The organism is Dietzia sp. NPDC055343, assembly GCF_053645265.1.
The window spans coordinates 19229-45398 of the sequence record NZ_JBSHMJ010000013.1 but is presented as its reverse complement, the minus strand read 5'-3'; the positions used below and the strand labels follow the sequence as shown (position 1 = coordinate 45398).

Annotated in this window: 23 protein-coding genes; 16 read left to right on the top strand and 7 right to left on the bottom strand. The window is 70.1% G+C overall.

Annotated elements, in window-relative coordinates; genetic code table 11:
• Positions 1 to 1800: an AMP-dependent synthetase/ligase gene (locus tag ACWIE7_RS08330; protein ID WP_454057083.1), complete on the bottom strand. Its 1800-nt coding sequence runs from the start codon at positions 1798 to 1800 to the stop codon at positions 1 to 3.
• A 159-nt stretch (positions 1801 to 1959) separates the two neighbouring features.
• On the opposite strand from ACWIE7_RS08330, the gene ACWIE7_RS08325 reads away from it, so the two are divergent.
• Genes ACWIE7_RS08325 through ACWIE7_RS08305 form a run of 5 tightly spaced genes read left to right on the top strand, consistent with a single transcriptional unit; the run spans position 1960 to position 6037 of the window.
• Positions 1960 to 2421, top strand: coding sequence for an SRPBCC family protein (locus ACWIE7_RS08325; protein WP_230929468.1), 462 nt, complete (start codon positions 1960 to 1962; stop codon positions 2419 to 2421).
• Positions 2418 to 3305: a hypothetical protein gene (locus ACWIE7_RS08320; protein WP_454069020.1), complete on the top strand. Its 888-nt coding sequence runs from the start codon at positions 2418 to 2420 to the stop codon at positions 3303 to 3305. Before ACWIE7_RS08325 ends, ACWIE7_RS08320 begins: the two co-directional genes overlap by 4 nt.
• Positions 3306 to 3342: 37 nt before the next feature.
• Complete coding sequence (locus tag ACWIE7_RS08315) at positions 3343 to 4092, top strand: lysophospholipid acyltransferase family protein (RefSeq protein ID WP_452099470.1); 750 nt, start codon at positions 3343 to 3345, stop codon at positions 4090 to 4092.
• Between the two features lie 4 nt (positions 4093 to 4096).
• Positions 4097 to 4594 carry a polyadenylate-specific 3'-exoribonuclease AS gene (locus tag ACWIE7_RS08310; protein WP_454069019.1) on the top strand — a complete coding sequence of 166 codons (498 nt, stop codon included), beginning with the start codon at positions 4097 to 4099 and terminating at the stop codon, positions 4592 to 4594.
• A gap of 36 nt (positions 4595 to 4630) precedes the next feature.
• Positions 4631 to 6037: a class II 3-deoxy-7-phosphoheptulonate synthase gene (locus ACWIE7_RS08305; RefSeq protein ID WP_230929464.1), complete on the top strand. Its 1407-nt coding sequence runs from the start codon at positions 4631 to 4633 to the stop codon at positions 6035 to 6037.
• 29 nt (positions 6038 to 6066) lie between these two features.
• On the opposite strand, the gene pknB is transcribed toward ACWIE7_RS08305, so the two are convergent.
• Positions 6067 to 8319: a Stk1 family PASTA domain-containing Ser/Thr kinase gene (pknB, locus tag ACWIE7_RS08300; RefSeq protein WP_452099472.1), complete on the bottom strand. Its 2253-nt coding sequence runs from the start codon at positions 8317 to 8319 to the stop codon at positions 6067 to 6069.
• Positions 8320 to 8417: 98 nt separating this feature from the next.
• Between pknB and ACWIE7_RS08295 the strand changes: the two genes are divergently transcribed.
• Positions 8418 to 8783 carry an Rv2175c family DNA-binding protein gene (locus ACWIE7_RS08295; protein WP_230929462.1) on the top strand — a complete coding sequence of 122 codons (366 nt, stop codon included), beginning with the start codon at positions 8418 to 8420 and terminating at the stop codon, positions 8781 to 8783.
• Here ACWIE7_RS08295 and mptB read toward each other — a convergent pair.
• Positions 8752 to 10425, bottom strand: coding sequence for a polyprenol phosphomannose-dependent alpha 1,6 mannosyltransferase MptB (gene mptB, locus ACWIE7_RS08290; protein ID WP_452099474.1), 1674 nt, complete (start codon positions 10423 to 10425; stop codon positions 8752 to 8754). The two genes, ACWIE7_RS08295 and mptB, sit on opposite strands and share 32 nt — an antisense overlap.
• A 2-nt stretch (positions 10426 to 10427) precedes the next feature.
• Positions 10428 to 11498 (bottom strand): polyprenyl synthetase family protein, encoded by a 1071-nt coding sequence (locus tag ACWIE7_RS08285; RefSeq protein WP_454069018.1) that lies wholly within the window; start codon positions 11496 to 11498, stop codon positions 10428 to 10430.
• A gap of 105 nt (positions 11499 to 11603) precedes the next feature.
• On the opposite strand from ACWIE7_RS08285, the gene metF reads away from it, so the two are divergent.
• Positions 11604 to 12581, top strand: coding sequence for a methylenetetrahydrofolate reductase [NAD(P)H] (metF, locus tag ACWIE7_RS08280; RefSeq protein WP_454069017.1), 978 nt, complete (start codon positions 11604 to 11606; stop codon positions 12579 to 12581).
• 76 nt (positions 12582 to 12657) lie between these two features.
• Here metF and ACWIE7_RS08275 read toward each other — a convergent pair whose 3' ends face one another.
• Genes ACWIE7_RS08275 through ACWIE7_RS08265 form a run of 3 tightly spaced genes read right to left on the bottom strand, consistent with a single transcriptional unit; the run spans position 12658 to position 15552 of the window.
• Positions 12658 to 13386: an LppM family (lipo)protein gene (locus ACWIE7_RS08275; RefSeq protein ID WP_454069016.1), complete on the bottom strand. Its 729-nt coding sequence runs from the start codon at positions 13384 to 13386 to the stop codon at positions 12658 to 12660.
• Complete coding sequence (locus ACWIE7_RS08270; RefSeq protein WP_452099478.1) at positions 13383 to 14969, bottom strand: phytoene desaturase family protein; 1587 nt, start codon at positions 14967 to 14969, stop codon at positions 13383 to 13385. Before ACWIE7_RS08270 ends, ACWIE7_RS08275 begins: the two co-directional genes overlap by 4 nt.
• Before the next feature lies 1 nt (position 14970).
• Positions 14971 to 15552 carry a GNAT family N-acetyltransferase gene (locus tag ACWIE7_RS08265; RefSeq protein WP_454069015.1) on the bottom strand — a complete coding sequence of 194 codons (582 nt, stop codon included), beginning with the start codon at positions 15550 to 15552 and terminating at the stop codon, positions 14971 to 14973.
• Between the two features lie 92 nt (positions 15553 to 15644).
• On the opposite strand from ACWIE7_RS08265, the gene ACWIE7_RS08260 reads away from it, so the two are divergent.
• From ACWIE7_RS08260 to mraY, 9 genes are all read left to right on the top strand, one after another.
• Positions 15645 to 16070 carry an SAV_6107 family HEPN domain-containing protein gene (locus ACWIE7_RS08260; RefSeq protein ID WP_452099480.1) on the top strand — a complete coding sequence of 142 codons (426 nt, stop codon included), beginning with the start codon at positions 15645 to 15647 and terminating at the stop codon, positions 16068 to 16070.
• A gap of 174 nt (positions 16071 to 16244) precedes the next feature.
• On the top strand, positions 16245 to 16664 hold the full coding sequence (locus ACWIE7_RS08255; RefSeq protein ID WP_452099481.1) for a DUF3040 domain-containing protein: 420 nt from the start codon (positions 16245 to 16247) through the stop codon (positions 16662 to 16664).
• Positions 16665 to 17519: 855 nt separating this feature from the next.
• Positions 17520 to 17996, top strand: a complete 477-nt coding sequence (locus ACWIE7_RS08250; protein ID WP_452099482.1) for a division/cell wall cluster transcriptional repressor MraZ — start codon at positions 17520 to 17522, stop codon at positions 17994 to 17996.
• 171 nt (positions 17997 to 18167) lie between these two features.
• On the top strand, positions 18168 to 19190 hold the full coding sequence (gene rsmH, locus ACWIE7_RS08245) for a 16S rRNA (cytosine(1402)-N(4))-methyltransferase RsmH (RefSeq protein ID WP_452099483.1): 1023 nt from the start codon (positions 18168 to 18170) through the stop codon (positions 19188 to 19190).
• Positions 19187 to 19996 (top strand): hypothetical protein, encoded by an 810-nt coding sequence (locus tag ACWIE7_RS08240; RefSeq protein ID WP_452099484.1) that lies wholly within the window; start codon positions 19187 to 19189, stop codon positions 19994 to 19996. Before rsmH ends, ACWIE7_RS08240 begins: the two co-directional genes overlap by 4 nt.
• A 25-nt stretch (positions 19997 to 20021) precedes the next feature.
• Positions 20022 to 21935, top strand: a complete 1914-nt coding sequence (locus tag ACWIE7_RS08235; RefSeq protein WP_452099485.1) for a peptidoglycan D,D-transpeptidase FtsI family protein — start codon at positions 20022 to 20024, stop codon at positions 21933 to 21935.
• Between the two features lie 74 nt (positions 21936 to 22009).
• Positions 22010 to 23569, top strand: coding sequence for a UDP-N-acetylmuramoyl-L-alanyl-D-glutamate--2,6-diaminopimelate ligase (locus ACWIE7_RS08230; protein WP_454069014.1), 1560 nt, complete (start codon positions 22010 to 22012; stop codon positions 23567 to 23569).
• Positions 23566 to 25071 carry a UDP-N-acetylmuramoyl-tripeptide--D-alanyl-D-alanine ligase gene (locus ACWIE7_RS08225; protein WP_454069013.1) on the top strand — a complete coding sequence of 502 codons (1506 nt, stop codon included), beginning with the start codon at positions 23566 to 23568 and terminating at the stop codon, positions 25069 to 25071. The genes ACWIE7_RS08230 and ACWIE7_RS08225 overlap by 4 nt, the downstream gene beginning before the upstream one ends.
• Complete coding sequence (gene mraY / locus ACWIE7_RS08220; protein WP_454057078.1) at positions 25068 to 26159, top strand: phospho-N-acetylmuramoyl-pentapeptide-transferase; 1092 nt, start codon at positions 25068 to 25070, stop codon at positions 26157 to 26159. Before ACWIE7_RS08225 ends, mraY begins: the two co-directional genes overlap by 4 nt.
• Positions 26160 to 26170: the final 11 nt, after the last annotated feature.

Genomic DNA, 26170 nt, shown 5'->3' with positions numbered 1-26170 from the left:
TCAGGCGTAGAGGGCCTCGATCTGCCGGGCGTACTTCTGGTGCACCACGTTCCGCTTGACCTTGAGCGAGGCCGTCAGTTCACCGGTCTCCTCCGTGAACTGGTCCGGCAGCACGTGGTACTTCTTGATCGACTCGGTGTGCGAGACCGAACGGTTGGCCCGCGCCACGGTCTGGTCGAGGTGCTCGATAAGGCCTGCGTCCTTGAGCAGGTCGTAGAGCGAACCGGTGTTGCCGTGATGGTGCTTCCACCGCTCGAGCGCCTCGGGGTCGAGCGTGAGCAGCACGGAGATGAACGGCTGCCCGTCGCCTACGCACACCGCCTCGGAGATCAACGGATCGGCTCGGAGCGCGTCCTCGAGCTGGTTGGGGGCGACGTTCTTGCCTCCGGCGGTGACGATGATCTCCTTCTTGCGGCCAGTGATCGTCAGGAATCCGTTCTCGTCGAGCGTGCCGAGATCGCCGGTACGGAACCAGTCGCCGGCGAATGATTCGGCCGTCGCCTTCTCGTTCTGCCAGTACCCGGAGGCTACGACGGGACCGCTGACCTCCACCTCGCCGTCAGCGGCGATGCGCACCGCGCAGCCCGGTAGCGGCTGCCCGACGCTGCCGATCCGCATGCGTCCGGGCGTGTTCACCGTGATGGCCGCGCACGTCTCGGTCAGGCCGTAGCCCTCGAAGATGTTGACCCCGATGCCGTCGAAGAAATGCGTGAGGCGCTCGCCGAGCGCCGCACCGCCCGAGATCGCGATCTCGCAGCGGCCACCGAGCGCGGCGATGAGCTTGGCGTAGACCAGCCTCGAGAACACGGCATGGCGGAGCCGGAGGATCGGGCCCACACGGCCGTCCTGTCGTGCTCGGGAGTACGCGACGGCCGTGTCGGTGGCCTTGTCGAACATCCAGGCCTTGAACGCGCCGCCGTCCTGGGCGGTCGCCTGGGCCTTGTTGAATACCTTCTGGAAGACCCGGGGCACCGCGAGGATGTAGTGGGGACGCATCTCCGCGAACGTGTCGACGAGGTTGGCGATATCGGACGAGTGCGCGATGGTCACGCCGGCGTGGAAGCCGGCGTAGGTGATGGCCCGGGCGAGCACGTGGGCCAGCGGGAGGAACATGACCGTCGTCGCGTCGTCGCGGAGGTACTGGTGGAACGGGGTCTCGAGGACGGCCAGGGTCTCGGACATGAAGTTCCGGTGGGTGAGCATGCAGCCCTTGGGCCGGCCGGTCGTTCCGGACGTGTAGATGAGCGTCGCGGGGGAGTCGGCCCGCACCGAGGCGCGTCGTTCGTCCAGCACGGACCCGTCGACCGATTCGCCCTCGGACGTGAGCATGTCGATCACCGGGGTGTTCCCGTCGATCACCAGCACCTCGGGAGTGCTCTCGAGTCCGGTGACGCCATTTCGCGCGGTGACCGCGTACTCGTCCTTCTCGACGATGATCAGTCGCGCTGCGGAATCCTCCATGATCCAGCGGATCTGCTCGGAACTAGAGGAGTCGTACACGGGGACGGTGACAGCCCCGACCGCCCAGATCGCGAAATCGATGACATTCCACTCGTACCGGGTCGAGCAGAGCAGTGCGACCCGGTCACCGGCCTGGATTCCTCGCACCACCAGGCCGCGGGCGACGGCACGGACGGTATCGGCGAACTCCCGGTTGGTGACGTCGGTCCACTCGCCGCCCACGGGCCGCTGGAATGCCACGTTGTCCGGGGTCTTCTCGGCGCGATCGTATGCCGACTGGACGCACGACCAGTCCTCGGCGACGGTGAAGTTGGCGGGTGCGGCGACGTATTCGCGCAAGGGTCCTCCCGGTGGAGACGTTCGCTGTGTGTCTGTCACCTCACACTATCCCCGCCTGTCCATGCCGTCTCGGGCACCCGGCATCGATCCGGGCCCGGGCAACTCCGTCAGACCTCGGTGACGACGCATCGCGGGGCCCGATGTGTGAAGCTAGAGCGTATGAGCGATGACAACGGCGTGCCCGAGGTCTGGCCGACCCGGGACTCCACGGTGGTCGCGGCGACGCCCGAGGACGTCATGGCCGTGATCTCCGACTTCCCCGCGTATCCCGAATGGTCCACGTTCATCCAGCTGGCCGAGGTGCAGTCGATCGGGCCGGACGGCCACCCGGACCGCGTCCGTTTCGAACTCGAGGCGGGCGCCATCATCGACGAGTACGTGCTCGCCTATTCGTGGTCGGAGGACGGCAGGGCTCTCGAGTGGCGCCTCGTGAGCTCGGCACTGCAGAGGTCGCAGCACGGTAGCTACCGGCTCGAGCCGGTGGAGGGCGGGACGCGGGTGGACTACGAGCTCGAGATCGAGCTGGCGGTCCCGGTCATCGGTAGTCTGCGCACGCGCGCGGAACGCCGGATCCTGGTGGGCGCTCTGAGTGAACTCAAGCGGAGAGTCGAGGCCGGGTGAAGGACACGCGTGTTGTCGTCGTCATGGGTGGCGACCCCACCGACCGCGCGGAGCGGACCGCCGACGTCATCTCGCGGACCGGGGGGACGGCGCTAGTGCTCACCGGACACCCGGACGCGGTGGATTCGCGACTCGACAGCACCGAGGGCGGCACCGTTGAGGTGCGCGTCGACGACCCCATGGCGCGGCTCGAGGCCTACACGTCCGGTGCCGCGGATCCCCACGACGACCTGCTGGCGGCGCTGGCGGCCGGGGGCGACTCCCCGCTCTCCGCGGTGCTGGGGTGGGAGTACGCCCGTCGGGCGACGGCGGCCGGCTACTGGGACGTGGTGGTGGTGGAACTCGACGGCGATCTCGCCGCGGTCCGGCGGCTCGCGTCCGCGGGCGAACTGGCGTCGTTCGTCGAATCCAGGTGGCCGGCGCACGTGCGGTTCGCGTCCATGGCCGCCGGGGATCTCGCCGACGTGCGCGTGCGGGAGGCCCACCGCCTGGCGCAGCTCACCGCCGACGTGGCGAGCTTCCTCGCCGGACCCGTCGAGGTGACAGTGGCGGGGCGGGCGCCCGAGCGGACCGTGGCGATGGCGGAGCTGGCACGGGGCGGGGTGCGTCCGCAGATCGAGGCCGACACCGACGGGTCCTACGTCGTCGCCTATCCGTCCCCGACCATGCCGTCCGGCCCGGCCGCGGTCGACGGCGACATGCTCACGCTGGACCACGACGGGTTCCGGGCGGTCCTGCCGCTACCGGCACTGTTGTCGCGGTGTGTGCTGATCGGCTCGGGATATGACGACGCGACCGGCCGCGTGGTGGTGCGTTTCGAGCCCGATCCGGATCTGTGGCCCCCGAACCTCGTACCGTCCGGCTTCGTCGGCCGGGCCGGGTAATATCCGCGATCAACACGATCAATCGACACGAGGAACGGTGACCAGGTTGCTGTACTGGCTGTTCAAGTTCGTACTCATCGGACCCTTCCTCCGATTGACCAGCCGGCATGTCGTCACCGGGAAGGAGAATTTCCCGCGCGAGGGTTCGGCGCTGCTGGTCGGCAACCACCTGTCCGTCGGCGACTGGCTGTTCATGCCGCTGCTCATGCCGCGCCGGGTGACGTTCCTGGCCAAGAGCGACTACTTCACCGGGACCGGCATCAAGGGCATGCTGAGTCGTCTGTTCTTCGCCGGGTCGGGGCAGCATCCGATCGACCGCACCAACGCGGACGCCGCGCAGGCCGCGTTGAACGCGGGACTCGAGGTGCTCAACAAGGGCGAGATACTGTGCATCTACCCGGAGGGGACCCGCTCGCCGGACGGGCGGCTCTACCGCGGCAAGACCGGCCCGGCTCGCCTCGCCATGAAAGCCGGGGTTCCGGTCATCCCGATCGGTGTCACCGGGACCGGCGACTACATCCGCGCGATCTGCAGGCTGCGGCCGGGCCGTCGCGCCGAGGTCCGGGTCATGGTCGGGGAGCCCCTCGACATCACCCCGTGGGCCGGTCGTGAGGGGGAGCGCGCCGCCGAGCGTGAGATCACCGACGAGTTGATGCGCAGGATCCAGGCATTGACCGGCCAGGAGTATGTCAGTGGCGTCTATGGCGCGGACATGAAGAAGCAGTTCGATGCCGTCCGCGATTCCGGACACAACCTGCTCGACCAGCCGGTCGACGGGCAGAGCTGACCCGGTGCGTTACTTCTACGACTGCGAGTTCATCGAGGACGGCACCACCATCGAACTGGTGTCGGTGGGTGTCGTCGCCGAGGACGGGCGCGAGTACTACGCCGTGTCGACCGAGTTCGACGCCGGTGCCGCGGGCCCGTGGGTGCGCCGCAACGTGCTGCCCAAGCTGCCCAACCCGTCCTCGTCGGCCTGGAAGTCCAGGTCGCGGATCCGCGACGAGCTGTACGAGTTCGTCACCGCCCCGCCCACCGGTGGCGTCGAGATGTGGGCCTGGATCGGCGCCTACGACCACGTGGCGGTGTGCCAGCTGTGGGGCGATATGACGGCGCTCCCGGCGGCGATGCCGCGGTTCACCCGCGACGTCCGGCAGCTGTGGGAGATGGCGGGCAAGCCGGACCTGCCCTCTCATCCGGGCGGGGAGCACGACGCGCTGGCCGACGCCCGGCACGCCCTGATGCGCTTCCGCGCCATCGCCGCGAAAGCGCCCCACCTGGGCCTCTGAGACCGGCGGTCGCCGCTGTCGCGTATTCTCGCCGAGGTGAGCAACTGGACAGTCGACGTCGACATCGCACAGCTTCCCGATCTGCCCCCGCTCTCTTCTGAGCTCGACAGGAAGTTGGCGGACGCACTCTCCCGGCCGGCGCTCCAGCAGCCGTCGTGGGACCCCCAGCACGCTGCGGCGATGCGCAAGGTCCTCGAGAGCGTCCCGCCGATCTGTGTCGCCTCCGAGGTCGAGCACCTCTCGGACCGGCTGGCCGAGGTGGCGCACGGGCGGGCATTCCTGCTCCAGGGCGGCGACTGCGCCGAGACCTTCGAGGCCAACACCGAGCCCCACATCAAGGGGGTCATCCGCACACTGCTGCAGATGTCTGTCGTCCTGACCTACGGCGCGTCGCTGCCCGTGGTCAAGGTCGGACGTATCGCCGGCCAGTACGCCAAGCCCCGTTCCGCGGACCGCGACGGTACGGGTCTGCTGTCCTACCGCGGTGACATGGTCAACGCGCTGGAGGCCGACGAGGCCGCCCGGGAGCACGATCCCTCGCGTCTGGTCCGTGCCTACGCCAACGCGGCGGCGGCCATGAACCTCGTCCGGGCGCTGACCGCGTCAGGCACCGCCGACCTGCACCGTGTCCACGAGTGGAACATGGAGTTCGTCGCCGGCTCGCCGGCCGGCGCCCGCTATGAGGCGCTGGCGGCCGAGGTCGACCGTGGTCTGCGCTTCATGGACGCCTGCGGCGTCTCCGATGAGAACCTCCGGTCGGCGGACATCTTCTCGTCCCACGAGGCTCTGGTCCTGGACTACGAACGCGCCATGCTGCGTCTCGCCGACGACGGCACCGGATTGTCCGGAGACGCCGAGCCGGGCCTGTACGACCTGTCGGCCCACTTCCTGTGGATCGGGGAGCGGACCCGTGGAATCGACGACGCGCATGTGGCGTTCGCGTCGATGATCCAGAACCCCATCGGGCTGAAGATCGGTCCCACCACGAGCCCCGAGCTCGCCGTCGAGTACGTCGAGAAGCTCGACCCGGACAACCGCCCGGGCCGCCTGACGCTGGTCTCCCGGATGGGCAACGACAAGGTCCGCGAGGCGCTGCCGCCGATCGTCAAGGCCGTCGAGGCGACCGGGCACAAGGTCATCTGGCAGTGCGACCCCATGCACGGCAACACGCACTCCACGTCGAACGGTTACAAGACCCGCCACTTCGATCGCATCATCGACGAGGTCCAGGGGTTCTTCGAGGTCCATCACGCGATCGGTTCGCACCCGGGCGGCATCCACATCGAGCTGACCGGTGAGGACGTGACCGAGTGTCTGGGCGGCGCCCAGGACATCTCGGACCTGGACCTGGCGGGCCGCTACGAGACCGCGTGCGATCCCAGACTGAACACCCAGCAGTCGCTGGAGCTGGCCTACCTGGTCGCGGAGATGCTCCGCAGCTGAGGGATCGACCGCCGGCGCTGGGCTGTGTCTCAGCCCAGCGCGTCGATCTCGATCTCGGTTCCCCGGGCCACGACACGGCCGGGGAGGGGGCTCTGCCCGTAGACGATCCCGCTCGAGGTGCCGGTATCGATCGACACACGCAACCCCGCGTCCTCTAGCGTGCGGCGCGCATCCGAGGCGCGGGAACCCAGCACGACGGGCACGGTGACGGCATTCGAGGGCACGATCCTCAGGACGGCGTTCTCCGGATCGAGGCGAGTGCCGGAGGGCGGGTCGGTGCGGACGACCCTGCCGTCGCCGATCCGGCGATCGGTGACGGGCGCTTCGCGCACGACCGTGAAGCCGGCCTCGGTGAGAACCTCGGCCGCCTCGTCGACGGGCACGTCCCGGATGTCGGGGACGGTCAGGGCATTGGACACCAACAGCGTGACGCCGTCACCTCGTGCCACGTCCTCGCCGGCGTCCGGGTCGGTGCCCACGGCCAGGCCGCTGTCCACCTCACCGTCGTAGATCCTCTTCACGTTCGACACGGTGAGGCCCGCCCCCTCGAGAGCGGCCCGCGCCTGATCCTCCTCGAGCCCGACCACGTCCGGCACGGTCACCGGCGCCGGCCCGGCGCTCGTGAGCATCTCGACCCGGGTCCCCACGTCGACGGTCGTACCCGAGCCCGGCTCCAGCGACACCACCTGGCCGATCGGCACCGAATTGGAATGGGTGGTCTGCCCGGCCATGGGTTCCAGAGAATGCTCGCGCAACATCGCCGACACCGCCTCGACGGTCCGATCGGCCCCCACGTCGGGCACCACCGGTCGCCCCACGGACACCAGCAGGTCGACGGTGTCGCCGCGCACGACGCGTTCCCCGGTACCGGGGTCGGTGCCCACGAGCGCGTCCGGCGGTATGTCGTTGCTGAACGCGTCGCGGGTCGCCGCCGTCAACCCGACCGCGGTGACCGCCTCCGTGGCCTGCCCCACGGACATGCCCTGCACGGACGGGACCTCGACGAAGCGTCCCGACCCGAGCCACCACCCCGCCACGGCGACACCGATGGCGGCGGCCAGCACCACGATGAGCCATAACAGTCCCCGTGACCGCCGGGGCCGGATCTCATCCCGCCCCGGTGCGACCTCGAGTTCGCCCGGGGGGTAGGGGCCCGCGCCCGCGCCGTGCCAGTGCTGGGGTTGCCCGGGGGCGGGTGCCACGGGCGGCGGGCCGTCCCTGGGCTGATCGCCGTGAGGCTGTCCCTCGGGCGCCGGGACCGCCCTGGTCTCCACGCGTGTGGGAACGGGCCCGCCGGCCCGCCGGAGGGCCTCGCCGCTCTCGCGGTCCGCGGCGTCGAACTCGGACTCGCTACCGGGAGCCGACCGCGCGGCGTTGGCCCGGGCCCGCGACCACGACGACTGCCGCGGCGCCGGGACCACGTATTCCGGGAACCGGCCCTCGCGCGCGGCCCGGTCGAGGTCGCTGATCATCTCGCCGGCGTCGGCGTACCGATCCTGGGGGCTGCGCCGGGTGGCGCGCAGGATCAGGTGGTCGAGATCCTCCGCCACGCTGTCAGCCTGGTCGGAGGGGGAGGGGACGTCCGTGTCGAGGCGCCGGTAGGCCACGGCGATGTTGTTGTCCCCGCTGAACGGCGGCTCACCGGTGAGCATCTCGTAGGCCAGCACGCCCAGGGAGTAGAGGTCGGAGCGGCCGTCGGTGTCGGCACCGGAGATCTGTTCGGGCGAGAGGTAGGCGGCGGTGCCCATGACCACGCTGCTCGAGGTGGCCCGCGACTCGGCGACCGCGCGGACCAACCCGAAGTCGGCGAGTTTGACGGAGCCGTTGGTGGAGATCAGGACGTTCTCCGGCTTGATGTCGCGGTGGACCAGGCCGGCCTCGTGGGCCTCGCGGAGCGCTCCGAGCAGCGGGCGCAGCACCGCTGCGGCGGCGTACGGCGGCATGGGACCGCGCTCGTCGAGCAGTTCGCGCAGGGTGCCGCCGGGCACGAGCTCCATGACGAGGAACGCGGTATCGCCCTCGACGCCCTGGTCGAAGACCTGAACGATGCCCGGGTCGGACAGCCGGGCGGCGGACCGCGCCTCGAGGGTGAAGCGGTCGACGAACGCGCGATCGCCCGCGAGGGTCGGGTCGAGTAGCTTGACGGCCACGTGACGGTCGAGCCGCTCATCCGTGGCCAGATGGACGGTCGACATGCCGCCGCGGGCGATCACGGCATCCAGCCGGTATCGCCCGTCGAGCAGGGCGCCCGGCCGTGGAATCTGCCCGTCAAGAGTGCTCATACAGTCCATTCTGCCCCTCCAGCCTCCCGAGCGGTATGTCCGGCGGGGAGTCGGCCGCGGTGGTGCCCGACGAGCGGCGGACGACTAACCTGGTGAGCGTGAGTAAAGTTCCGCACTGTGACGACGTCTTGTCCGCCGACGTCGAGACCGTCAACCTGCCCGACGTGTCCGAGAGGTTGGGAATCCCGGTCACCCGGGTGCACGACCTGCTTCGCGAGGGGGCGCTGATCGCCGTCCGTCGCGCGGGCGTCGTGGTGGTGCCGGAGGTCTTTTTCGACGACGACCAGGTGGTGCGCTTCCTCCCTGGTCTCGTGGCGGTCCTCAGAGACGGGGGATTCGGCGATACCGAGATCCTGCAGTGGCTGTTCGAGGAGGACGAGTCACTTCCGGGCCGGCCGGCTGACGCCCTGCATGGTCACGCGGCGCGTGAGGTCATGAGGCGCGCTCAGGCGATGGCGTTCTGACGTCGGGACTTCTACTGTCTGCGGTTGCGCGCCACCACCACCAGCAGGCGGCGAGAGAAGCGGCGATCGCGGCCCCGGCGATGGCGGGGCTGTAGAGACTCGTCGAGCCGTTGGGGCCGATCGCCATGAGGAGGAATACCGTGGCGCCCACGGCTGCTGTGGTCGTCCGCGGCCCGGGACGGCCGAGGAACCAGAACGCCGTCACCCAGACGTGGTACCACGGCCAGGCCAGCGAGTTCAGGACCACGAACGCCAGCAATCCCACGAGGATGCCGCGTAGCGCCGAGCGGGTGTCGCGGCGGCTGAACCACCAGATCGCGATCAGGGTCAAGGCCAGGACGACCCGCCCGGCATCGCGGGAGACCGCGAGGATGTCGGCGAAGCCGGGGGTGCCGGGTAGCGCGTGGACGAGGTGCGCCACCGCGGTGGGGGCACTGAGGTAGTTGATGACGCGGTCGGAGACCGAGATCGCGTTCACCCATCCGAACCCGGTGCCGGAGGCGATGGTCGCCAGTACGAAGACGATGGCGGCCACCGCCGCCGCGAGCGCCGTGTCGGTGATCGCGCCAACGAGCGGGCGCATGCCCGGCCGGCCCGGCCTCCCCGGCGCGGGGGAGGTGCGGCGACCGTCGAGGGCGATCCACAGCAGGAACGGGGCGACGATCACCGCGGTGGCCTTGAACGCGACCGCCAATCCGACCGCCACCCCGGCCCAGGCATAACGTCGATCGAGGGTGAGGACCACCGCGCCGAGGCACGCGACGAGCGGGAAGACCTCGTTGTGGAGCCCGCCGGACAGGTGGATCACGGTCAGCGGCGAGGCGCCCGCCATCCATACGGCCGCACCGGCGTTGACGCCGATGCGGCGGGCGGCTGCCACGATGAGCACGAGCATTGCGGCGACGAAGACCAGGACGAGTACCCGGAGGATCAGGATGCCGACAGCCGGGTGCCCGCCGGACATCGCCACGACGATGCGCATCAACGACAGATGTAAAGGGCCGTAGGGCGTGGGGGTGGACTGCCAGTCGGGACTGACCTCGGTGGTGAAAGGGCCGGGGTTGGCTTCGGGGCCGAACTCGTAGGGGTCCACGCCGGCGCCGGTCATGGCGCCCTGCGCGAGGTAGGACCAGGCGTCGCGGCTGAACAGCGGGATCGCGGGGAGCATGGGCAGAGACCACAGCGCCGTGGCCCACGCGGCGTCCCGGACGGGTAGACGCCCCGCCACCGCGCGGGGTCCGAGCGCGAGCCAGGAGGTGACCAGCAGCGCCACGCCCAGCCAGCAGAGGATCATCGCGAGGGTCGCGCCGTGGCCGAAGGTCAGGCCGGGCAGTCCCAGAGCGACGGCGGGCCCGCCGTCGACGGGGACGGCGCCCACGCCGAAGCCGGCGATGGTGAGGACGACCGATCCCACGATGCCGCGCCACAGGGCGGGCCCCGAGGGGCCGGAGAACGCCGCACGCGCCGAGCGGGAGGTCGCGCCCGCGAGTCCGGCGAGGCGGGATCCCGACCTCGTGGCCGACGGCGCCGCTCCCGACGGTGCCGCTCCCGACGATGTCGTGCCCGACGACTCGGATGACGACGACGACAACGCCTGCGCCCAGGTCCCGTTCACCGGGTCGGGCTCGTTGGCCGAGGGCACGATCACGCCTGCCGACGGGTGGCGGCCGCGGCCAGGTCGCGCAGGTTCTCCCGGCCCCGGTTGGTGATCGCGGCGGTGTCGATGGCGTGCAGCGCACGGGTGGTCAGTGTGTCGATCTCGGCCTCGACGGAGGCCACCGCACCGGAATCCACGAGGATGCGGCGGGCCCGGTCCAGCCGGGCTGCGTCGATCTCGGTCCCGAGCACACCGAGGAGGAAGTCCGCGTCGTCTTTGGCGGAGAGGGTTGTGGCACGGGCCAAGAGGAGGGTGCGCTTGCCCTCACGGAGGTCATCGCCCGACGGCTTACCGGTGATCTCCGGGTCGCCGAAGACGCCGAGCATGTCATCGCGGAGTTGGAACGCCTGGCCCACGGCCACGCCGAACTCGCGGAGCGCCGCGATCGTCTCCGGCCCGGCGCCGGCCAGCTCGGCTCCGATGTGTAGCGGGCGTTCAACGGTGTACGCGGCGGTCTTGAACCGATTGACGCGAGCGGGGGTGACCTCGTCGGTCGCGCCGGAGGCCTCGGCGAGGATGTCGAGCATCTGCCCGGACAGGACCTCGGTCTTCATCGCGTACCAGGGAACGAGCGCACGGGACAGCGCACCGGGGTTGACGCCCGAGGTCACGAACATCTCGTCGGCCCAGGCCAGAGCCAGATCGCCGATGAGGATCGCCTGGGAGATCCCGTAACGCTCGGCATCGCCGTCCCATCCGGAATCGCGGTGCAGCGCCTCGGCGGTGCGGTGGATGGTGGGCCGACCGCGGCGGGTGTCGGAGGCGTCGACGATGTCGTCGTGCACCAGCGCGCATGCCTGGATGAGTTCGAGGGCGGCGCACGCGGTCACGACCTCATCGGGGACCGCTGCTCCGTCGGCGGCGGCCGCGGTCCATCCGGCCAGCGCGAACCGCGGACGCATCCGCTTGCCGCCGTCGGTCACGAAGTCCGACAGGAGGCCGGCCAGACGGTCCACCCGGTCATCCACACCGGCCACGACCTCGCGCCGCCCGTCGAGATGCCGGCGGAGCGCTGTGAGGACGCGTTCTCCGTCGTCGGGGCGAGTCGTCGGGGCCAACGGGCACCATCCCTTCCGGGCGTCCGGTCCGGTCGCCCTCGTCGTCGTCAATCCTAGTCTCCGGGCGGAAACAGTCCCGGGCACGTGTCGGGCTACGCTGGTCCGGTGACCCAGCTCTCCGACTTCGAACCGACGGACGGCGGCCGGCACCCGTGCATCGTGGAGCGCATCGCCGCTTCCACCACCCCCAGGGTTCCGTTCTCCGTGGAGTTCTACCCGCCTCGCGATGAAGCGGCGGAGGAGCGGCTCTGGCGTGCCGCCTCAGTGTTCTCCGAGCTCGGGGCGGCGTTCGCCTCCGTCACCTATGGCGCCGGCGGCTCGACGCGCGATCGCACGGTTCGAGTGGTTGAGCGCATCGTCCGCGAGACCGACATCGTGCCCATCGCGCACCTCACCGCCGTCGGACACACCGTCGACGAGTTGCGCGAGATGATCCGCGTGTACGGCGAGGTCGGGGTCTCCAACATCCTGGCCCTCCGGGGGGACCCGCCCGGGGACCCGCTGGGGGAGTGGGCAGCGCACCCCGAGGGTCTGCATTACGCGGAGGAACTGGTCCGTCTCATCCACGAGGTGGGCGATTTCCATGTGGGCGTGGCGTCGTTCCCGGAAGGGCATTACCGCGCCCGCGACCTGGACCACGACACGGAGGTGCTGGTCGGCAAGTTGCGTGCCGGGGCGGAGTATTCGATCACCCAGATGTTCTGGGATGTCGACGACTACCTGCGGCTGCGTGATCGAGTCGTCGAGGCCGACCCGGAGCAGGGTGCCAAGCCGATCATCCCCGGGCTGATGCCGGTCACGAGTCTCCGGGTGGTGCGCCGCATGGTGGAGTTGTCCGGCTGCGAACTGCCGACCGGATTGGCGGAGCAGCTCCGGCTCGCGGCCGGTGACGGCCCCGAGGAGAACCGGGCCGCGGTGCGTGAGGTGGGGATCGGGTTCGCGACGCAGCTCTGCGAGCGCCTGATCGCCGAAGGCGTGCCCTGCCTGCACTTCAACACCCTGAACTTCTCGCGGGCCACGCACGAGGTCCTGGCCAACCTGTCGATGGTGCCCGCGGTGGGCGCCTCGATCGGCACCGCCTGACCCCCGACACCCGCATCCACAGGAGCGCCGCGCCGGTCGGACCGGCGCGGCGCTGTTGTCGTCCCGTAGGCAGTGGTCAGCGCGACAGCCGGTCCGTGCGAGCCCTCGAGGTGCGGGCGGCGAGCACCGTGCCGATCGACACCAGAAGCGCCGCGCCGATGCCGACGATCATCCACACGGCGAATCCGCGCGCGGCGGGGTCCGGGTAGGAGGATGACGCCTGCATCCGTGTGATGGACCCCGGCGCCGGCGTCCAGCTGACGGAGTTCCCGGTCCCGATCGTCCCGTTCGTCTCGCTGATGCGGTTGGGGAAGGTCAGATCGACCCGTGTGGTGGCCGACTCCGCACGATCGGCGGGGAGCCCCGACAGGTCCACGGAGCCGCTGAACGATACGGTGTCACCGCTGCGGCGGAAGCTCATGGAATAGGGGCGCGCCCCTTCGATGTCCACCGCGAGCGAGAGGGTGTCCATCTCGGCGAAGGTCAACTGGGTGAAGTAGATCTCCCTGCCGGTGAATCCGTCCGCCGAGTACGGGGTGATCCGGACCTTCTGCTCGAGACCGGACGGCGTGCCCAGTCGCTCCAGTGCGGCGGCCTGCGCGGGCTGATCGGCGGCGATGAGTATCCGGCCGGAGACCGTGTCATCCTTCCGGACGCTCATCTGCGCGTTGAGCTGGAGGCATCCGGAGAGGACGAACAGCATCGTGACCAGTGCCGTGACACCGGCCAGCCGCCGGGCCAGGGAGCTACGTCCACCGGCGGCGTGTGCGGTAGCGGTCGGATGAGGTTCGGTCACGTCCGTCATTCTGCCCGTGCCCCGCGGCGGCGGCGTGTCGACGTGCCGAGTCGCCGACCGACAAGCCGAGCGACCGTCCGGCCGCTGGTCCCGATGACACCGCCACCGGGATGGGTCGATGCACCCGCCAGGAAGACGCCGTCAGCCCCCGGTACCGCGTAGCCGCGCAGGTCCGGATGGGGACGCATGGGCAACATCTGATCCAGCGACATCTCGACGTGCATCACGTTTCCGCCGATCAAGCCCAGTTCGCGTTCGAGATCCTCGGGGGTCTGGACGTGGCGGTGGACGACCGAGTCGGCCAGCCCGGGCGCGAACCGGTCCGCAGCCGCGATGATCCGGTCGGCTTCGTCCGGGCCGGCCGCCGCCCAGGACCGGCCGTCCGCGAGGTGGCGGGGGTGCCACTGCGACCACAACGTCAGTTCGTGTCGGCCCTCGGGGGCGAGTGACGGATCGAGCGAGCTGAAACTCATCGCGAGGACCGCGGGGTCCGCGTCCAGCCCGCCGGCCGCGGCGACACCGTGGCGACGGTCCAGGTGGCGACGATCCGTCACCAGGAACTGGAGGCCGCGAGCGCTCGATTCGACGGGGACACCGGGGTACCGCGGCAGGTCGGTGGTGCCGAGCCTGACGACCATGCCCAGCCCGAACCCGGGGCGGATCCGCCTCCGCCAGGCGTCCAGCGTCGAGGCCGGGAGCACGTCAGTGAGGAGGTCGAGCGTGGTGTGGACGTGGCAGGCCGACACGACGGTGGAGCAGGAGAGCGTGAGGCCCCCCTCGGTCTCCACGCGCCATCCGCGTCCGGACCGGCGGATCGCGGCTGCGCCGGCGCCGGCGGTGATGGCGCCGCCATTCGTGCGGATGACCGAGGCGAGGGCATCGGCCAGGGCTCCGGAGCCACCAATCGCCCGGCCCGGTGGGATCGTGTGCATCAGTGCGGCGAACCCGATCATCGGGGCCGTGGCCGGATGCGACATCGGGGGACCGGACTGCGCCCCGAACCACGAGAGAGCGGCCTTCAGCCGCTCCGAGGTGAAAGTGGCGTCGAGGAGCGCGTCCCCCGACGACAGGAATGTCTGGACAGCCCCGAAGGGATCCCGGAAGTCCTCCACTCCGAGGAACGCCGAACCCAGGCCCGCAGCACTCGGTCGCACCGCGAAGCCCTTCATCATCCGCCCGGCCAGCACCTCCCACCGACTGACGAACGCGCGGTACGCCTGTGCGTCAGCCGTTCCGCAGGCTTCGGTGATGCTCGCGCAGGTCGCGTCGAGGTCGCGATGGAAGACGATCGGCGGTTCGTCCGTCCCGGGCGGCGCCGGCGCGAAGCCCCAGGGATCGCAGTCGACGTAGTGCAGGCCGTGCGAGGCGAGATCGAGCTCCTCGGGGATGCTCGTGTGGCGGATCATCAGATGCGCCGACGAGCCGCGATCGGTGAGATGACCCGGGTAGCGCTCGACGGTCGACGTCGCGCCACCGATCACCGTGTCCTTCTCCACCACGTGGACATCGAGACCGGCAGCGGCGAGGTAGGCGGCGCAGACCAGTCCGTTGTGGCCGGAACCGATCACCACCACGTCATGACCGGTGGACAACTCAGTCCTCCTGCTCGGGCAGAGGGAGGGGACGGGAGAGCACCGCGAACGGCCGGGCGTCGCCGTCGAAGCGGTATGACCTCAGCACGTCACCGAACCCCAGTGAGCGGTACAGCCTCCATGCCCCGTTGCTCTCATCCTCGACCTCGGGGGTCGACAGCAGGACCGTGCTCTCGGGGCGGTCGGAGAGGAACTCCCGTAGAAGGGCCATGCCGATTCCTCTGCCCTGGTGGGAGGGTGCGACGTGAAGCTCGGTCAGTTCCACGTAGTCCTCCGGCAGTGAGCCGTCCCGCCCCCGGAGACCCCGTGAGACCTGCTCGTACCACCATTGGCCGGGGGCGCCACGGTAGCCGTAACAGATGGCGATCAGCGGCCCCCGCGACGGCCCGAGCAGCCGCCGCCTGGGGGTTTCGAACGCGGCCACGCCGGACCAGCCGTCGCGGCGACTGTGCTCCAACCACGCCGCAGCCCGCGAGCGGATCACCTGGGGTGGGTAGCCCATCGCGTCGACGTAGACCCCGAGCGCCTCGGGAAGTCGATCTCTGAAGTCGGCCGCGTCGAGCCGGGTGATCACCGTATCCATCCGCTCCATCTCACCACGAGCGTGCGTCGCGCGCCCCGGGTTGTGTCGTACCCCGGCGATAGCGTGCGGACATAAGCGGAGAGACGGCAGAGATGGGTGGTGCAGTGGGCATGGAGAAGGTCACCGGATTGAGGGTCGCCGGCGCAGGCTGCACCCGGGTGTCTCTGGGGAGGGCCGAACGAGCCGAGTCGCATCGTGGCCGGGCGATATCCGCCGTCACGCCCGAGGACCGGTTTCTGGAGGCGTACCGCGCCGCGCGCTCCGCCGCAGGTGCGCTACTCATCCCCGGCGCGAGGAAGCGTGGCCCGTCCGACGTCTGGCACAGGCTCGCCGTCGAAGTGCCCGAGATGAGTGAGTGGGCGGCCGCGTTCGGGGGATACTCGTCGCTGGCGGCCGCCGTCGAGGACGGACTACCTCGGACTGTGCAGCCCCGGATGGCCGATGATTTCCTGTGGGCGGTCGGCCGCTTTCTTGATCTGGTGGACCAGCGGCTGGGGGTTCTCGGTCCTGCTGCCTGATCGGTCGAGTGCGCCGGCCGGGGGGATTCCGGTGCTTCCCGGGAATCCCAGTGGTCAGCACGGCGTTGCCCTCGTATGATGGGGAGAGCCTTGACCGGCTGATTCCCGAACCGGTCGGTACGTACCGACTTAGCCGGCCGCGCTCGTCTACGCGAGCACATGAAGGAGGTCGAAGTGCCCCTGTCCGAGCACGAGCAGCGCATGCTCAAAGAGATTGAGAGCGCGCTCTACGCCGACGACCCGAAGTTCGCGTCGTCCGTTCGCAAGACCGGCGCGACCGGCGTTCGTCGTCCCACCGGACTCGTCGTGGGACTCGGCATCCTCGGTGTGGCCCTCCTCGTCGGCGGTCTGGCACTCGATTTCAAGCCCGGAGGCTTCCCGGTCCTCAGCCTCGTCGGTTTTCTCGTGATGTTCGCCGCGGGGGTTCTCGCGCTTCGTTCCAGGCCGGGGCCGACTGCCGCCGGTCCGAAGAAGGCCGGCGGCCCCCGCATGCCGGGTGGCGGCCGGGCTTCGTCCTCCGGCGGGGGAGACGGCCGGTCGTACTCCACTCGCATGGAGGACCGTTTCCGCCGTCGCTTCGAGCAGGGCCCATAGCCGCCGGAATACCCTCCAGGGAGGGGTGAGCGCAGTCGCGCTCGCCCCTCCTTTCTGTTGCCGAACCCCGCTACTGACCGTTGCGGCGGCGCAGGAGGATGCCGATCCCGGCCCGCAGCGGAGGTTGCGCCCCACGCGTCCCCACTCGGCCGGGGTCGCCCCACTCATCCCCACTCGGCCGACGATTGCCCCATGCGTCCCCACTCGGCCGACGATTGCCCCACTCATCCCCACCGGGCGGAGTCTGCCCCGGGTCGTGGCCGCCCCCACCGAGCCCCACCTGGCGGATACCCGCTTCATCTCGCATCCCGGCGTACGTGTTGAGAGGGCACAGAAGTAGCGCATCACGCGCGCGTGTTCTCCTGCTGATTCCGCAGGTCACCGCGGTGCCGGGAGGAGTGGCCCCGCAGTTGTGGCCGCACCAAGCAGGCGGGGTGAACTGGCGGAGTGGGCCCTAGCAGTCGCCGGCCGGGTCGGATGACATCACCCCGGGCGTGCGGCGATGCACGCCATTTTGTGTCAACCGGGGGCCCGGGTACCGAGAGTCCAGGAAAGGGCCCTGACCTGGGGTTCCGGGGTGCCCGCCCCGCCTCCCCACTTCCTCCCACGCTTGATGTCCCGACGGGCCCTTATTGTCGCTCCAGTCCCATTCGTCACTCCTGGAGCGTGATTCTGGCTGCGGTCGCCGTGATCGCAGCCGGGCGCCGCAGACGGGCTTCGAGAAAATTAGCGTTGTGAACTGCGGTTACGCACGCCAGTGGGGCGAAGTGGGGCTCAGGCCTTGTTTGTGGGGCATTGTGGGGTACAGTGGGGCACGCAAGGAGATCGAAGGGCCTGAACCCCAGGAGGTGGCGGGTGACCGACACCGATCCCGTCGACTCCGGACGCGAACGAGCCTTTGTCGGGTACGGGACCCACCGTCCCAAGCTCGACGACAAGGGGCGACTGACGATCCCTGCCAGATTCAGGCCTGGTCTGGCGGACGGGGTGGTCGTGTGTGGGTGGTTCACCAACACGCTGTCGGTTTTCCCGGAAGACGAGTTCGACGCACTGGTCAGAAAGGTCCGGCCGACCGCCAACCTCAGTGAGAGGCACATGGCGTTCTTCCGGCTCCTGGTGAGCGGCGCGGAAGTTCAGCAGTTGGACTCGCAGGGGCGGATCTCCATCCCGGCGAGTCAGCGGAAGTACGCGGGTCTCGGAAAAGACTGCGTCGTCAACGGTCTCGGGGAGCGTCTCGAGGTCTGGGACGCCGACGCGTGGGACCGCTACAGCGAAGAGAACCTGCCCGTGTTCTCCGAGATGGAGGGCACCTCCCTCGGGATCGAATTCTGATCCGGGGGAGAGGGCACGAGAAGAGGAACGACCGCACGACGGACGGAGCCCCCCGGCCCCTGCCCGGCACCACCCTGACGTACTTCCCCAACGCCAGGTGGGTACCGGACGGGGACCAGGGGGCTCCACCACAACCGGAGCGCACACCCATTCCGGATGCGAGGAGGCGAGATGGCAACAGAGCCCGATGCCGACCGCGACGACGCGCGCTCAGGGCATGTTCCCGTCTTCCTCGCGCGGACCATCGAGCTCTTCCGTCCCGTCGTCGACGCCGCCACCACCGAGGAGCGCCGTCCCGTGATCGTGGACGGCACGCTCGGGCTCGGCGGACACACCTCCCATCTCCTCGCGGAGTTCGAGACCCTTCGGGTGCTCGGGGTCGACCGCGACCCGGCCGCGCTCGACATGGCCACCCGCCGGCTCACCGCCTTCCGTGACCGGTTCACACCGGTGCACGCTCGTTTCGACGACTTCGACGCGGTGCTGGCCGCACTCCCGGCAGATTCCAGGGATGACGCCGGTCCGGTGATCGACGGCATCCTGCTGGACTTCGGGGTCTCATCGATGCAGCTCGACGTGGCGGACCGCGGCTTCGCATACTCCGTCGATGCGCCTCTCGACATGAGGATGGATCCCACGACGGGGCCCACCGCGGCCGACATCCTGGCCGACTATCCGCGTGACGACCTGGCGCGGATCTTCCGCGTCTACGGCGAAGAGCGCTTCGCACGTCAGATCGCCGCCGCGATCGTCCGCCGTCGCGACACCGACCCTCTACGCACCAGTTCCGAGCTCGTGGAGTTGCTCTACGACACCATCCCGCAGGGGGCGCGTCGGACCGGCGGACACCCGGGCAAGCGCGTCTTCCAGGCGCTGCGGATCGAGGTCAACGCCGAGCTGGAGGCGGTGGAGAACGCCGTACCCGGGTATCTCGACCTCCTCCGCGGGGGAGGCCGTGCCGTGTTCATGGCCTACCACTCGCTGGAGGACAAGATCGTCAAGCGCGAACTGTCCACGCGGACCGCGTCCCGGACCCCGGCAGGGCTTCCGGTCGAGCTGCCGGGCCACGGCCCGGAGTTCGCAGCCGTCACCCGTGGAGCGGAGAAGGCGTCACCGACGGAAATCGATCACAACCCGCGTTCGGCCTCGGTCCGAGTGCGATGCGTCCGGCGAATCGACGGGAGAATCCCATGACGAGCACCATCGACACGGCCGGAGCCGATACCCGGACCGCGGCCCCGGCACCTGCTGGACCTGAGCTCGACGGACCGGCACCGGCGAGGCGCGCAGTCGGTCTGCGGCGCAAGCCGGTCACCCGCTCGGTCCGCGGTCGACGCACCGTCGTCGTCCCCGCTGAACGGCTCAGCGCAGCTGAACTCGCCGCGAGAGTGCCCTTCGTCGTCGTACTCCTCCTCGTCATCGGCGCCGGCGTCGGAGGCACCCTCCTCCTGTCCGCGCAGACCACCCAGGACACCTACGACCTCAAGAACGCCCGTGACGCCAACGTCGAACTGGTCGAACGGATGGAGTCGCTCCAGGCCTCCAACGAGCGTGCCCGGTCGGCGGAGGTTCTGGCGCAACGTGCAGAGAAGCTCGGCATGGTCGGGGTCGCGAGCGCGCCGATCCTCACCAGGGGGTCGGACGGGGTCATCCAGATCGTCGGTGAGCCCGAGGCGAAGCTCGGCGCGCCGATCAAGCCGCTCCAACCTGCTCCGGTAGCGTCCGAGCCGCCGAAGACGTCGGAACGCGACGGCTTCGACGCACCACCCGCCCAGGCCCCCCAGGACCGTGCACCCCGAGGGGTCTCGCCCGTCCCGTACCCGCCGATGTCCGGCCCGCCGGCGCCGCTCGCGGCACCGGCTCCGGCACCCGTGGCCGACCCCGTCCCGCAGGCCCCCGCCGCACCGGCGGAGCCCGCGCCACAACCGGATGCCCCCGCGCCCGCGCCGACCACCGGCGACGTCGCCACCCTGGCCCCCGTGCCCGGACAGCCCTTCTGACCGACAGAACCCGAAAGGCCTCTCGATGACCGACCGACGCACCCCGGGAACGGGCCGAGGGGGCCCCTCAGGCGCCCCGCGCGGCGTGCCGCCGGGAACCGGGCGGCCACCGAACCGGTCCGGACGGATCCGCACCACCGCCTCCACCGATGGGCGGTTCACGTTCATGCGGACGCTGTTCGCCATCATCATGGTGGTCGCCCTGGTCAAGTTGCTGTGGGTGCAGACGATCGGCGGCACGGAACTGGCCGCCCGCGCGGAGAGCCAGCGGCAGGTGCACCAGGTGCTGCCTGCCACCCGCGGCTCGATCGTGGATGTCAGCGGCGACCCGATCGCCTTCACCCGCGAGGCACGCGATCTGTCCATCCAGCCGAAGGTGGAGGAGGCCAACGCCGAGGAGCGGCGCAAGCTCGACAGCACCAAGCCCGGCTGGGACGAGCTGGTCGACGACATCGCCGACGAGTTCGAGAAGGTCCTCGGTGACTCCGTCGACCGGGACGAGATCGAGGCCAAGCTCGATTCGGGCGGCGGCTTCACCTACCTGGTCCGCAATGTGGACGTCACGCAGGCCAACGAGATCACCAAGAAGTTCCCGATGATCGGCGCCGAGCGCGTGGACATCCGTGAGTACCCGGGCGGCTCGCTCGGTGCCAACGTCGTGGGGGCCACGACGAAGAGCGACGAGGGCAAGCTCATCGGACTGCAGGGGATCGAGGCGTATTTCAACGACGCCCTCGACGGCGAGGACGGGCGCCAGACGTTCGACCGGGCCCAGGACAACACGGTCATCCCGGGCACGCTGCGCAACGTCTCCGAACCCCGGGACGGCGACACCGTCCGACTCACCCTCGATGCTGACCTCCAGTGGCACGTGCAGAAGGCCATCCAGTCCGCCAAGGACTCGTCCGGCGCCGAGAACGCCTCCGCCGTCGTCCTGGACGCCCACACCGGTGAGGTCCGGGCGATGGCCAACGACAACACCTTCAACCCGGCCGTGGGGATCGGGACCGAACTCGAGCGCGGGGCCGACCTCGGCAACCCGGCGATCACCTCGCCGTTCGAACCCGGCTCGGTCCAGAAGATCATCACCGCCGCCGCGGCGATCGAGGCCGGCCTGACCGACCCCGACGAGGTCCACTCCGTCGACGGCAGCATCAGCATGGAGGGCGTCACGGTCGCCGACGCGTGGGAGCACGGCCCGACCCCGTATACGACCACCGGGATCTTCGGTAAGTCCTCCAACGTCGGTACGCTGATGCTCGCCCAGCGGGTGGGCAAGCAGCCGTTCTCCGAGTACCTGGAGAAGTTCGGGCTCGGCCAGCGGACGGGGATCGCGCTCGCCGGAGAGTCAGAGGGGCTCGTGCCGGACCTGCAGAACTGGCAGGGCGGCACGTTCGCCAACCTCCCGATCGGCCAGGGCCTGTCCATGACCACCCTGCAGATGGCGGGAATCTACCAGGCCATCGCCAACGACGGCGTGCGGGTCCCGCCCCGGATCGTGGCAGAGCAGGTCGGCCCCGACGGTGCCGCAGTGCAGACCGAGCGCCCCGAGGGGGTGCGGGTGGTGAGCGAGGAGACGGCCCGCACCGTGCGGGACATGTTCCGCGCGGTCGTCCAGTCGGGTCCGGGTGCTCAGGCCGGCACGGGCCCGCAGGCCGCTCTCGCCGGCTATCAGATCAGTGGCAAGACCGGAACCGCCCAGCAGATCGATCCCGGTTGCTCCTGCTACTCCAACTCGCGGTACTGGATCACCTTCGCGGGGATCCTGCCGGCCGACGACCCCGAGTATGTGATCGCGATCATGCTCGACGCGCCGCAGCGTGGGGCACTCGGCGCCTCCGCCGCACCGTTGTTCCACGACATCGCCTCGTGGCTGGTCAACAGGGACAATATCCCGCCGTCCGCGCCTGCCCGCGAACTGATCCTGCAGGCGCAGTGACCGCAGCGCGGCAGGGTAGCGTGTAGCGAGTTCACGGGAGGGCGCGAGCAAGGAAGGCAAGGCGAGAACAGGCGATGATCACAGCCGCACAGTTGGCCGACGCGGTGGATGCCGCGGTACTCGGCGACAGGGACGGTGCCGACGTCGACCTGGTCGGCGCCGCCATCCGGGCCCAGGATGCGGGGCCCGGGGTCCTGTTCGCGGCACTGCCCGGCGCCCGGGTCCATGGCGCCTCGTTCGGTGCCACCGCCATCGAAGCGGGGGCCTCCGCGATCCTGACCGACCCGGAGGGCATCGCGATCCTGTCGGCCGTCGCGGGGCAGCTGCCGGTGCTCGTCCACCCCGAGCCCCGCTCGGTGCTGGGCGCCGCCTCCGCACTGGTGGCCGGAGACCCGTCCGCCGAGCTCGACGTCGTGGGGATCACCGGCACCTCCGGCAAGACCACGACCTCCTATCTCGTGGAGGCCGCGCTGCTGGGCAGCGGGGCCGTCGCCGGACTCATCGGGACCACCGGCAGCCGGGTGGCCGATCGGGTGCTCCCGAGCCGCCTTACCACCCCGGAGGCGCCTGAGTTCCAGGCACTGCTCTCCCGGATGCGCGCCGAGGGGGCCCGCGCGGTGGCCGCCGAGGTCTCGAGCCACGCACTGCGTCTCGGCCGCGTCGACGGGACCCGATTCGAGGTCGGCGCGTTCCTCAACCTCTCGCAGGACCACCTCGATTTCCATCCGGATATGGAGGACTACTTCCGGGCCAAGTGCCGGCTTTTCGACGCAGCCGCGGACCCCGGCTCCGCCGTCAAGCCGGCCGTGAAGGCGGTCGTGGTGATCGACGACGACTGGGGGCGCCGTCTCAAGGAGATGCGCCCGGATGCCGTGACGGTCTCGGCCGAGCCGGGGGCGGACGCGGACTGGACGGCCGGGGAGTCCGTCACCACCGAGTACGGCACCCAGACGTTCACCGTCCACGGACCGGGCGGGTTCACCACGGAGGTGGAGCTTCCGATCCTCGGGCGCTTCAACGTGGCCAACGCACTGGTCGCGCTCGCGATCGTCGACGCGCTCGGTGTCGATGTGCGGACCGCGGCGGTCGGGCTGACGCAGGTCCGGGTCCCCGGCCGCCTCGAGCCGGTGGTCCGCGGGCAGGACTTCCGCGTCCTCGTGGACTACGCCCACAAGCCCGGGGCGGTGTCCGCCGTCCTCAAATCCGTCCGCGCCCAGACCACGGGGCGGATCGCTGTGGTGCTCGGTGCGGGAGGCGACCGCGACGCCGGAAAGCGCGAGCTGATGGGCGCGGCGGCAGCGGACATCGCCGACCTGGTGGTGGTCACCGATGACAATCCGCGCACCGAGGACCCGGCGTCGATCCGGGCCGCCGTCCGGGCGGGCGCCGAATCCGCCGCCGGGGAACACACGCTGGTGCGGGAGATCGGCGACCGCGGCGCCGCCATCGGGACGGCGATCGACTGGGCCCGCACGGGAGACATCGTGGTGATCGCCGGCAAGGGCCACGAGACGGGCCAGGAGATCAACGGGACCGTGTACCCGTTCGACGACCGCGCCCGGGCGGCGGAGGAACTCGTCAGACGCCTTGGATACACCGCCCATGAGGGCGAGACGGAGGACAGCACGTCATGATCGACCTCACCCTCGGTGAGATCACCGAGATCGTCGGTGGTCGATTGGTCGGAGGTGCCCCGTCCACTGCCGTCACCGGAACCGTCGAGTTCGACTCCAGGCGCGTCGCAGAGGGCGGGCTGTTCCTGGCCCTTCCCGGCGAGCGGGTCGACGGCCACGATTTCGTCGCGCGCGCCCTGCGATCGGGGGCGGCCGCGGCGCTGGTGGCCAGAGAGGTCGACGGTGCGGGGGGACCACAGATCGTGGTGCCGCAGGTCAATCGGCGTGAGACCAACGCCATGGCGCTGGCCGCCGACACCGACGGCTCCGGGGCGGCGGTGCTGGCGGCGCTCGGTTCGCTGGCCCGCGCCAGCGTCGAGCGGCTGGTCGCCGAGCACGGTCTCACCGTGGTCGGGGTGACCGGCTCGTCCGGCAAGACCAGCACCAAGGACCTCATCGGGGCCGTGCTCACGGCGGCGGGCACCGTGGTCGCCCCGCCTGGCTCGTTCAACAACGAGATCGGCCACCCGTGGACCGCGCTGCGTGCGGACGAGTCGACCGACTTCCTGGTCCTCGAGCTCAGCGCCCGGGCCCCGGGCAACATCACCGAGCTCGCGGCCATCGCCCCGCCGCGGGTGGGGGTCGTGCTCAACGTGGGAACGGCCCACCTGGGGGAGTTCGGCTCGCGCGACGTCATCGCGGCGACCAAGGGGGAGCTCGTCGAGGCGCTCCCGTCCGCCGCCGACGGTGGTGTCGCCGTACTGAACGACGACGACGAGCGTGTCTCCGCGATGGCGTCCCGCACGTCCGCGGACGTCGTCCGGGTGGGCCTCGGGTCGTCGGCGGACGTGCGCGCCGAGCGGGTGTCCCTCGACGACGAGGCCCGCGCGTCCTTCCGGCTGATCACCCCGCAGGGTGAGGCCGACGTCGCACTCCGGGTGCACGGCGAACACCAGGTCGGCAACGCGCTGTCCGCGGCCGCCGTCGGCCTGGCCTGCGGGATGGGTGTCGACCGGGTCGCCGCCGCACTCGGGACCGCCGAGGCCGCCTCGGAACGCCGGATGGACGTCCGGGTGACCGCTGACGGCGTCACGGTCATCAACGATTCGTACAACGCCAACCCCGACTCGATGCGGGCCGCGCTGAAGTCCCTGGCCGTGATGGCCCGCTCGGGCGGCGGCCACCGCCGTACCTGGGCCGTTCTGGGTGAGATGGCGGAACTCGGCGACGACTCGGTGATCGAGCACGATCTGGTGGGCCGGTTCCTGGTCCGGCTCGATGTGTCCCAGCTCGTCGTCGTCGGCCATGGCCGCCCGCAGCGGGCAATGTTCCAGGGCGCGGTGCAGGAGGGCTCGTGGGGTTCGGAGGCGGACCACGTCGCCACCGCCGAGGAGGCATCGGCGATCCTGGACGAACGCCTGGCCCCGGGGGACATCGTGTTGGTCAAGGCCTCGTCGGCCGTCGGTTTGTGGGGTGTCGCCGAGCATGTGCTCGCGGCGCGTGGTGAGGAGAACAAGCAGTGACACAGATCATGGTCGCCGGCGTCGTGGCGTTCGTCGTGAGCATCTTCCTCACTCCGCTGCTCATCATCTACTTCCGCCGCCACGGGTACGGCCAGGAGATCCGGCTCGAGGGCCCGAAGTCCCACATGAGCAAGCGCGGGACGCCGAACATGGGCGGTCTAGCGATCCTGACCGCGGTGTGGCTCGGGTACATCGTGGCCGGCATCGTCGGCCAGGTGACGGTGGGTGGCGGCGGCTTCACCGCCTCCGGCCTGCTGATCCTCGGACTCGCCACCGCACTGGCCGTCGTCGGGATGATCGACGACGGCCTCAAGGTGTTCAAGCGCCAGAACAAGGGCCTGGGCATCCTGTCCAAGACGGCGGGTCAGGTCCTGGCCGCGGTCGCGTTCGGCATCCTCGTGCTGCAGTTCCGGAACGCCGACGGGCTCACCCCGGCCAGCCAGTCCCTGAGCTATGTGCGGGACTTCGTCGCGGTCACTTTCCCGTTCGTCGTGTTCCTGGTCTTCATCGTCGTCCTCGTCTACGGCTGGTCCAACGCGGTCAACTTCACCGACGGCCTGGACGGTCTGGCGGCGGGCTCGATGGCCATGGTCATGGGCACCTACGTCGTGTTCAGTTTCTGGCAATTCCGATACTCCTGCTTCTCCACCGCGGAGGGCGTGGACCTGTCGGGCTGTTACCAGGTCCGTGACCCCCTCGACATCGCCGTGGTGTGTTCGGCGGCGCTCGGCGCCTGCCTCGGCTTCCTGTGGTGGAACGCGGCCCCGGCCAAGATCTTCATGGGCGACACCGGGTCGATGTTCCTCGGTGGCATCGTCGCCGGCGTCTCGGTGGTCTCGCGCACCGAGCTGCTCATGGTCGTGGTGGGCGCGGTGTTCGTCATCGAGTTCGTCTCGGTCCTCATCCAGGTGATCGCGTTCCGGACCACGGGGCGCCGACCGTTCCGCATGACCCCCATCCACCACCACTTCGAGAACGGTGGATGGGCCGAGACCACGGTGACCATCCGGTTCTGGCTCCTGGTCGCGATCTCGTGCGGCCTGGCGATCGCACTGTTCTACGGCGACTGGCTCGCGGCGTCGGTGTGAGGGGTGTCGGG

Coding starts and splice junctions, on each gene's coding strand:
- ACWIE7_RS08325 (WP_230929468.1), top strand. CDS start 1,960: ATGAGCGATGACAACGGCGTGCCCGAGGTCTGGCCGACCCGGGACTCC.
- pknB (WP_452099472.1), bottom strand. CDS start 8,319: ATGAGCACTCTTGACGGGCAGATTCCACGGCCGGGCGCCCTGCTCGAC.
- ACWIE7_RS08275 (WP_454069016.1), bottom strand. CDS start 13,386: ATGACGGACGTGACCGAACCTCATCCGACCGCTACCGCACACGCCGCC.
- ACWIE7_RS08265 (WP_454069015.1), bottom strand. CDS start 15,552: ATGGATACGGTGATCACCCGGCTCGACGCGGCCGACTTCAGAGATCGA.
- ACWIE7_RS08260 (WP_452099480.1), top strand. CDS start 15,645: ATGGGTGGTGCAGTGGGCATGGAGAAGGTCACCGGATTGAGGGTCGCC.
- rsmH (WP_452099483.1), top strand. CDS start 18,168: ATGGCAACAGAGCCCGATGCCGACCGCGACGACGCGCGCTCAGGGCAT.
- ACWIE7_RS08240 (WP_452099484.1), top strand. CDS start 19,187: ATGACGAGCACCATCGACACGGCCGGAGCCGATACCCGGACCGCGGCC.
- ACWIE7_RS08235 (WP_452099485.1), top strand. CDS start 20,022: ATGACCGACCGACGCACCCCGGGAACGGGCCGAGGGGGCCCCTCAGGC.
- ACWIE7_RS08230 (WP_454069014.1), top strand. CDS start 22,010: ATGATCACAGCCGCACAGTTGGCCGACGCGGTGGATGCCGCGGTACTC.
- ACWIE7_RS08225 (WP_454069013.1), top strand. CDS start 23,566: ATGATCGACCTCACCCTCGGTGAGATCACCGAGATCGTCGGTGGTCGA.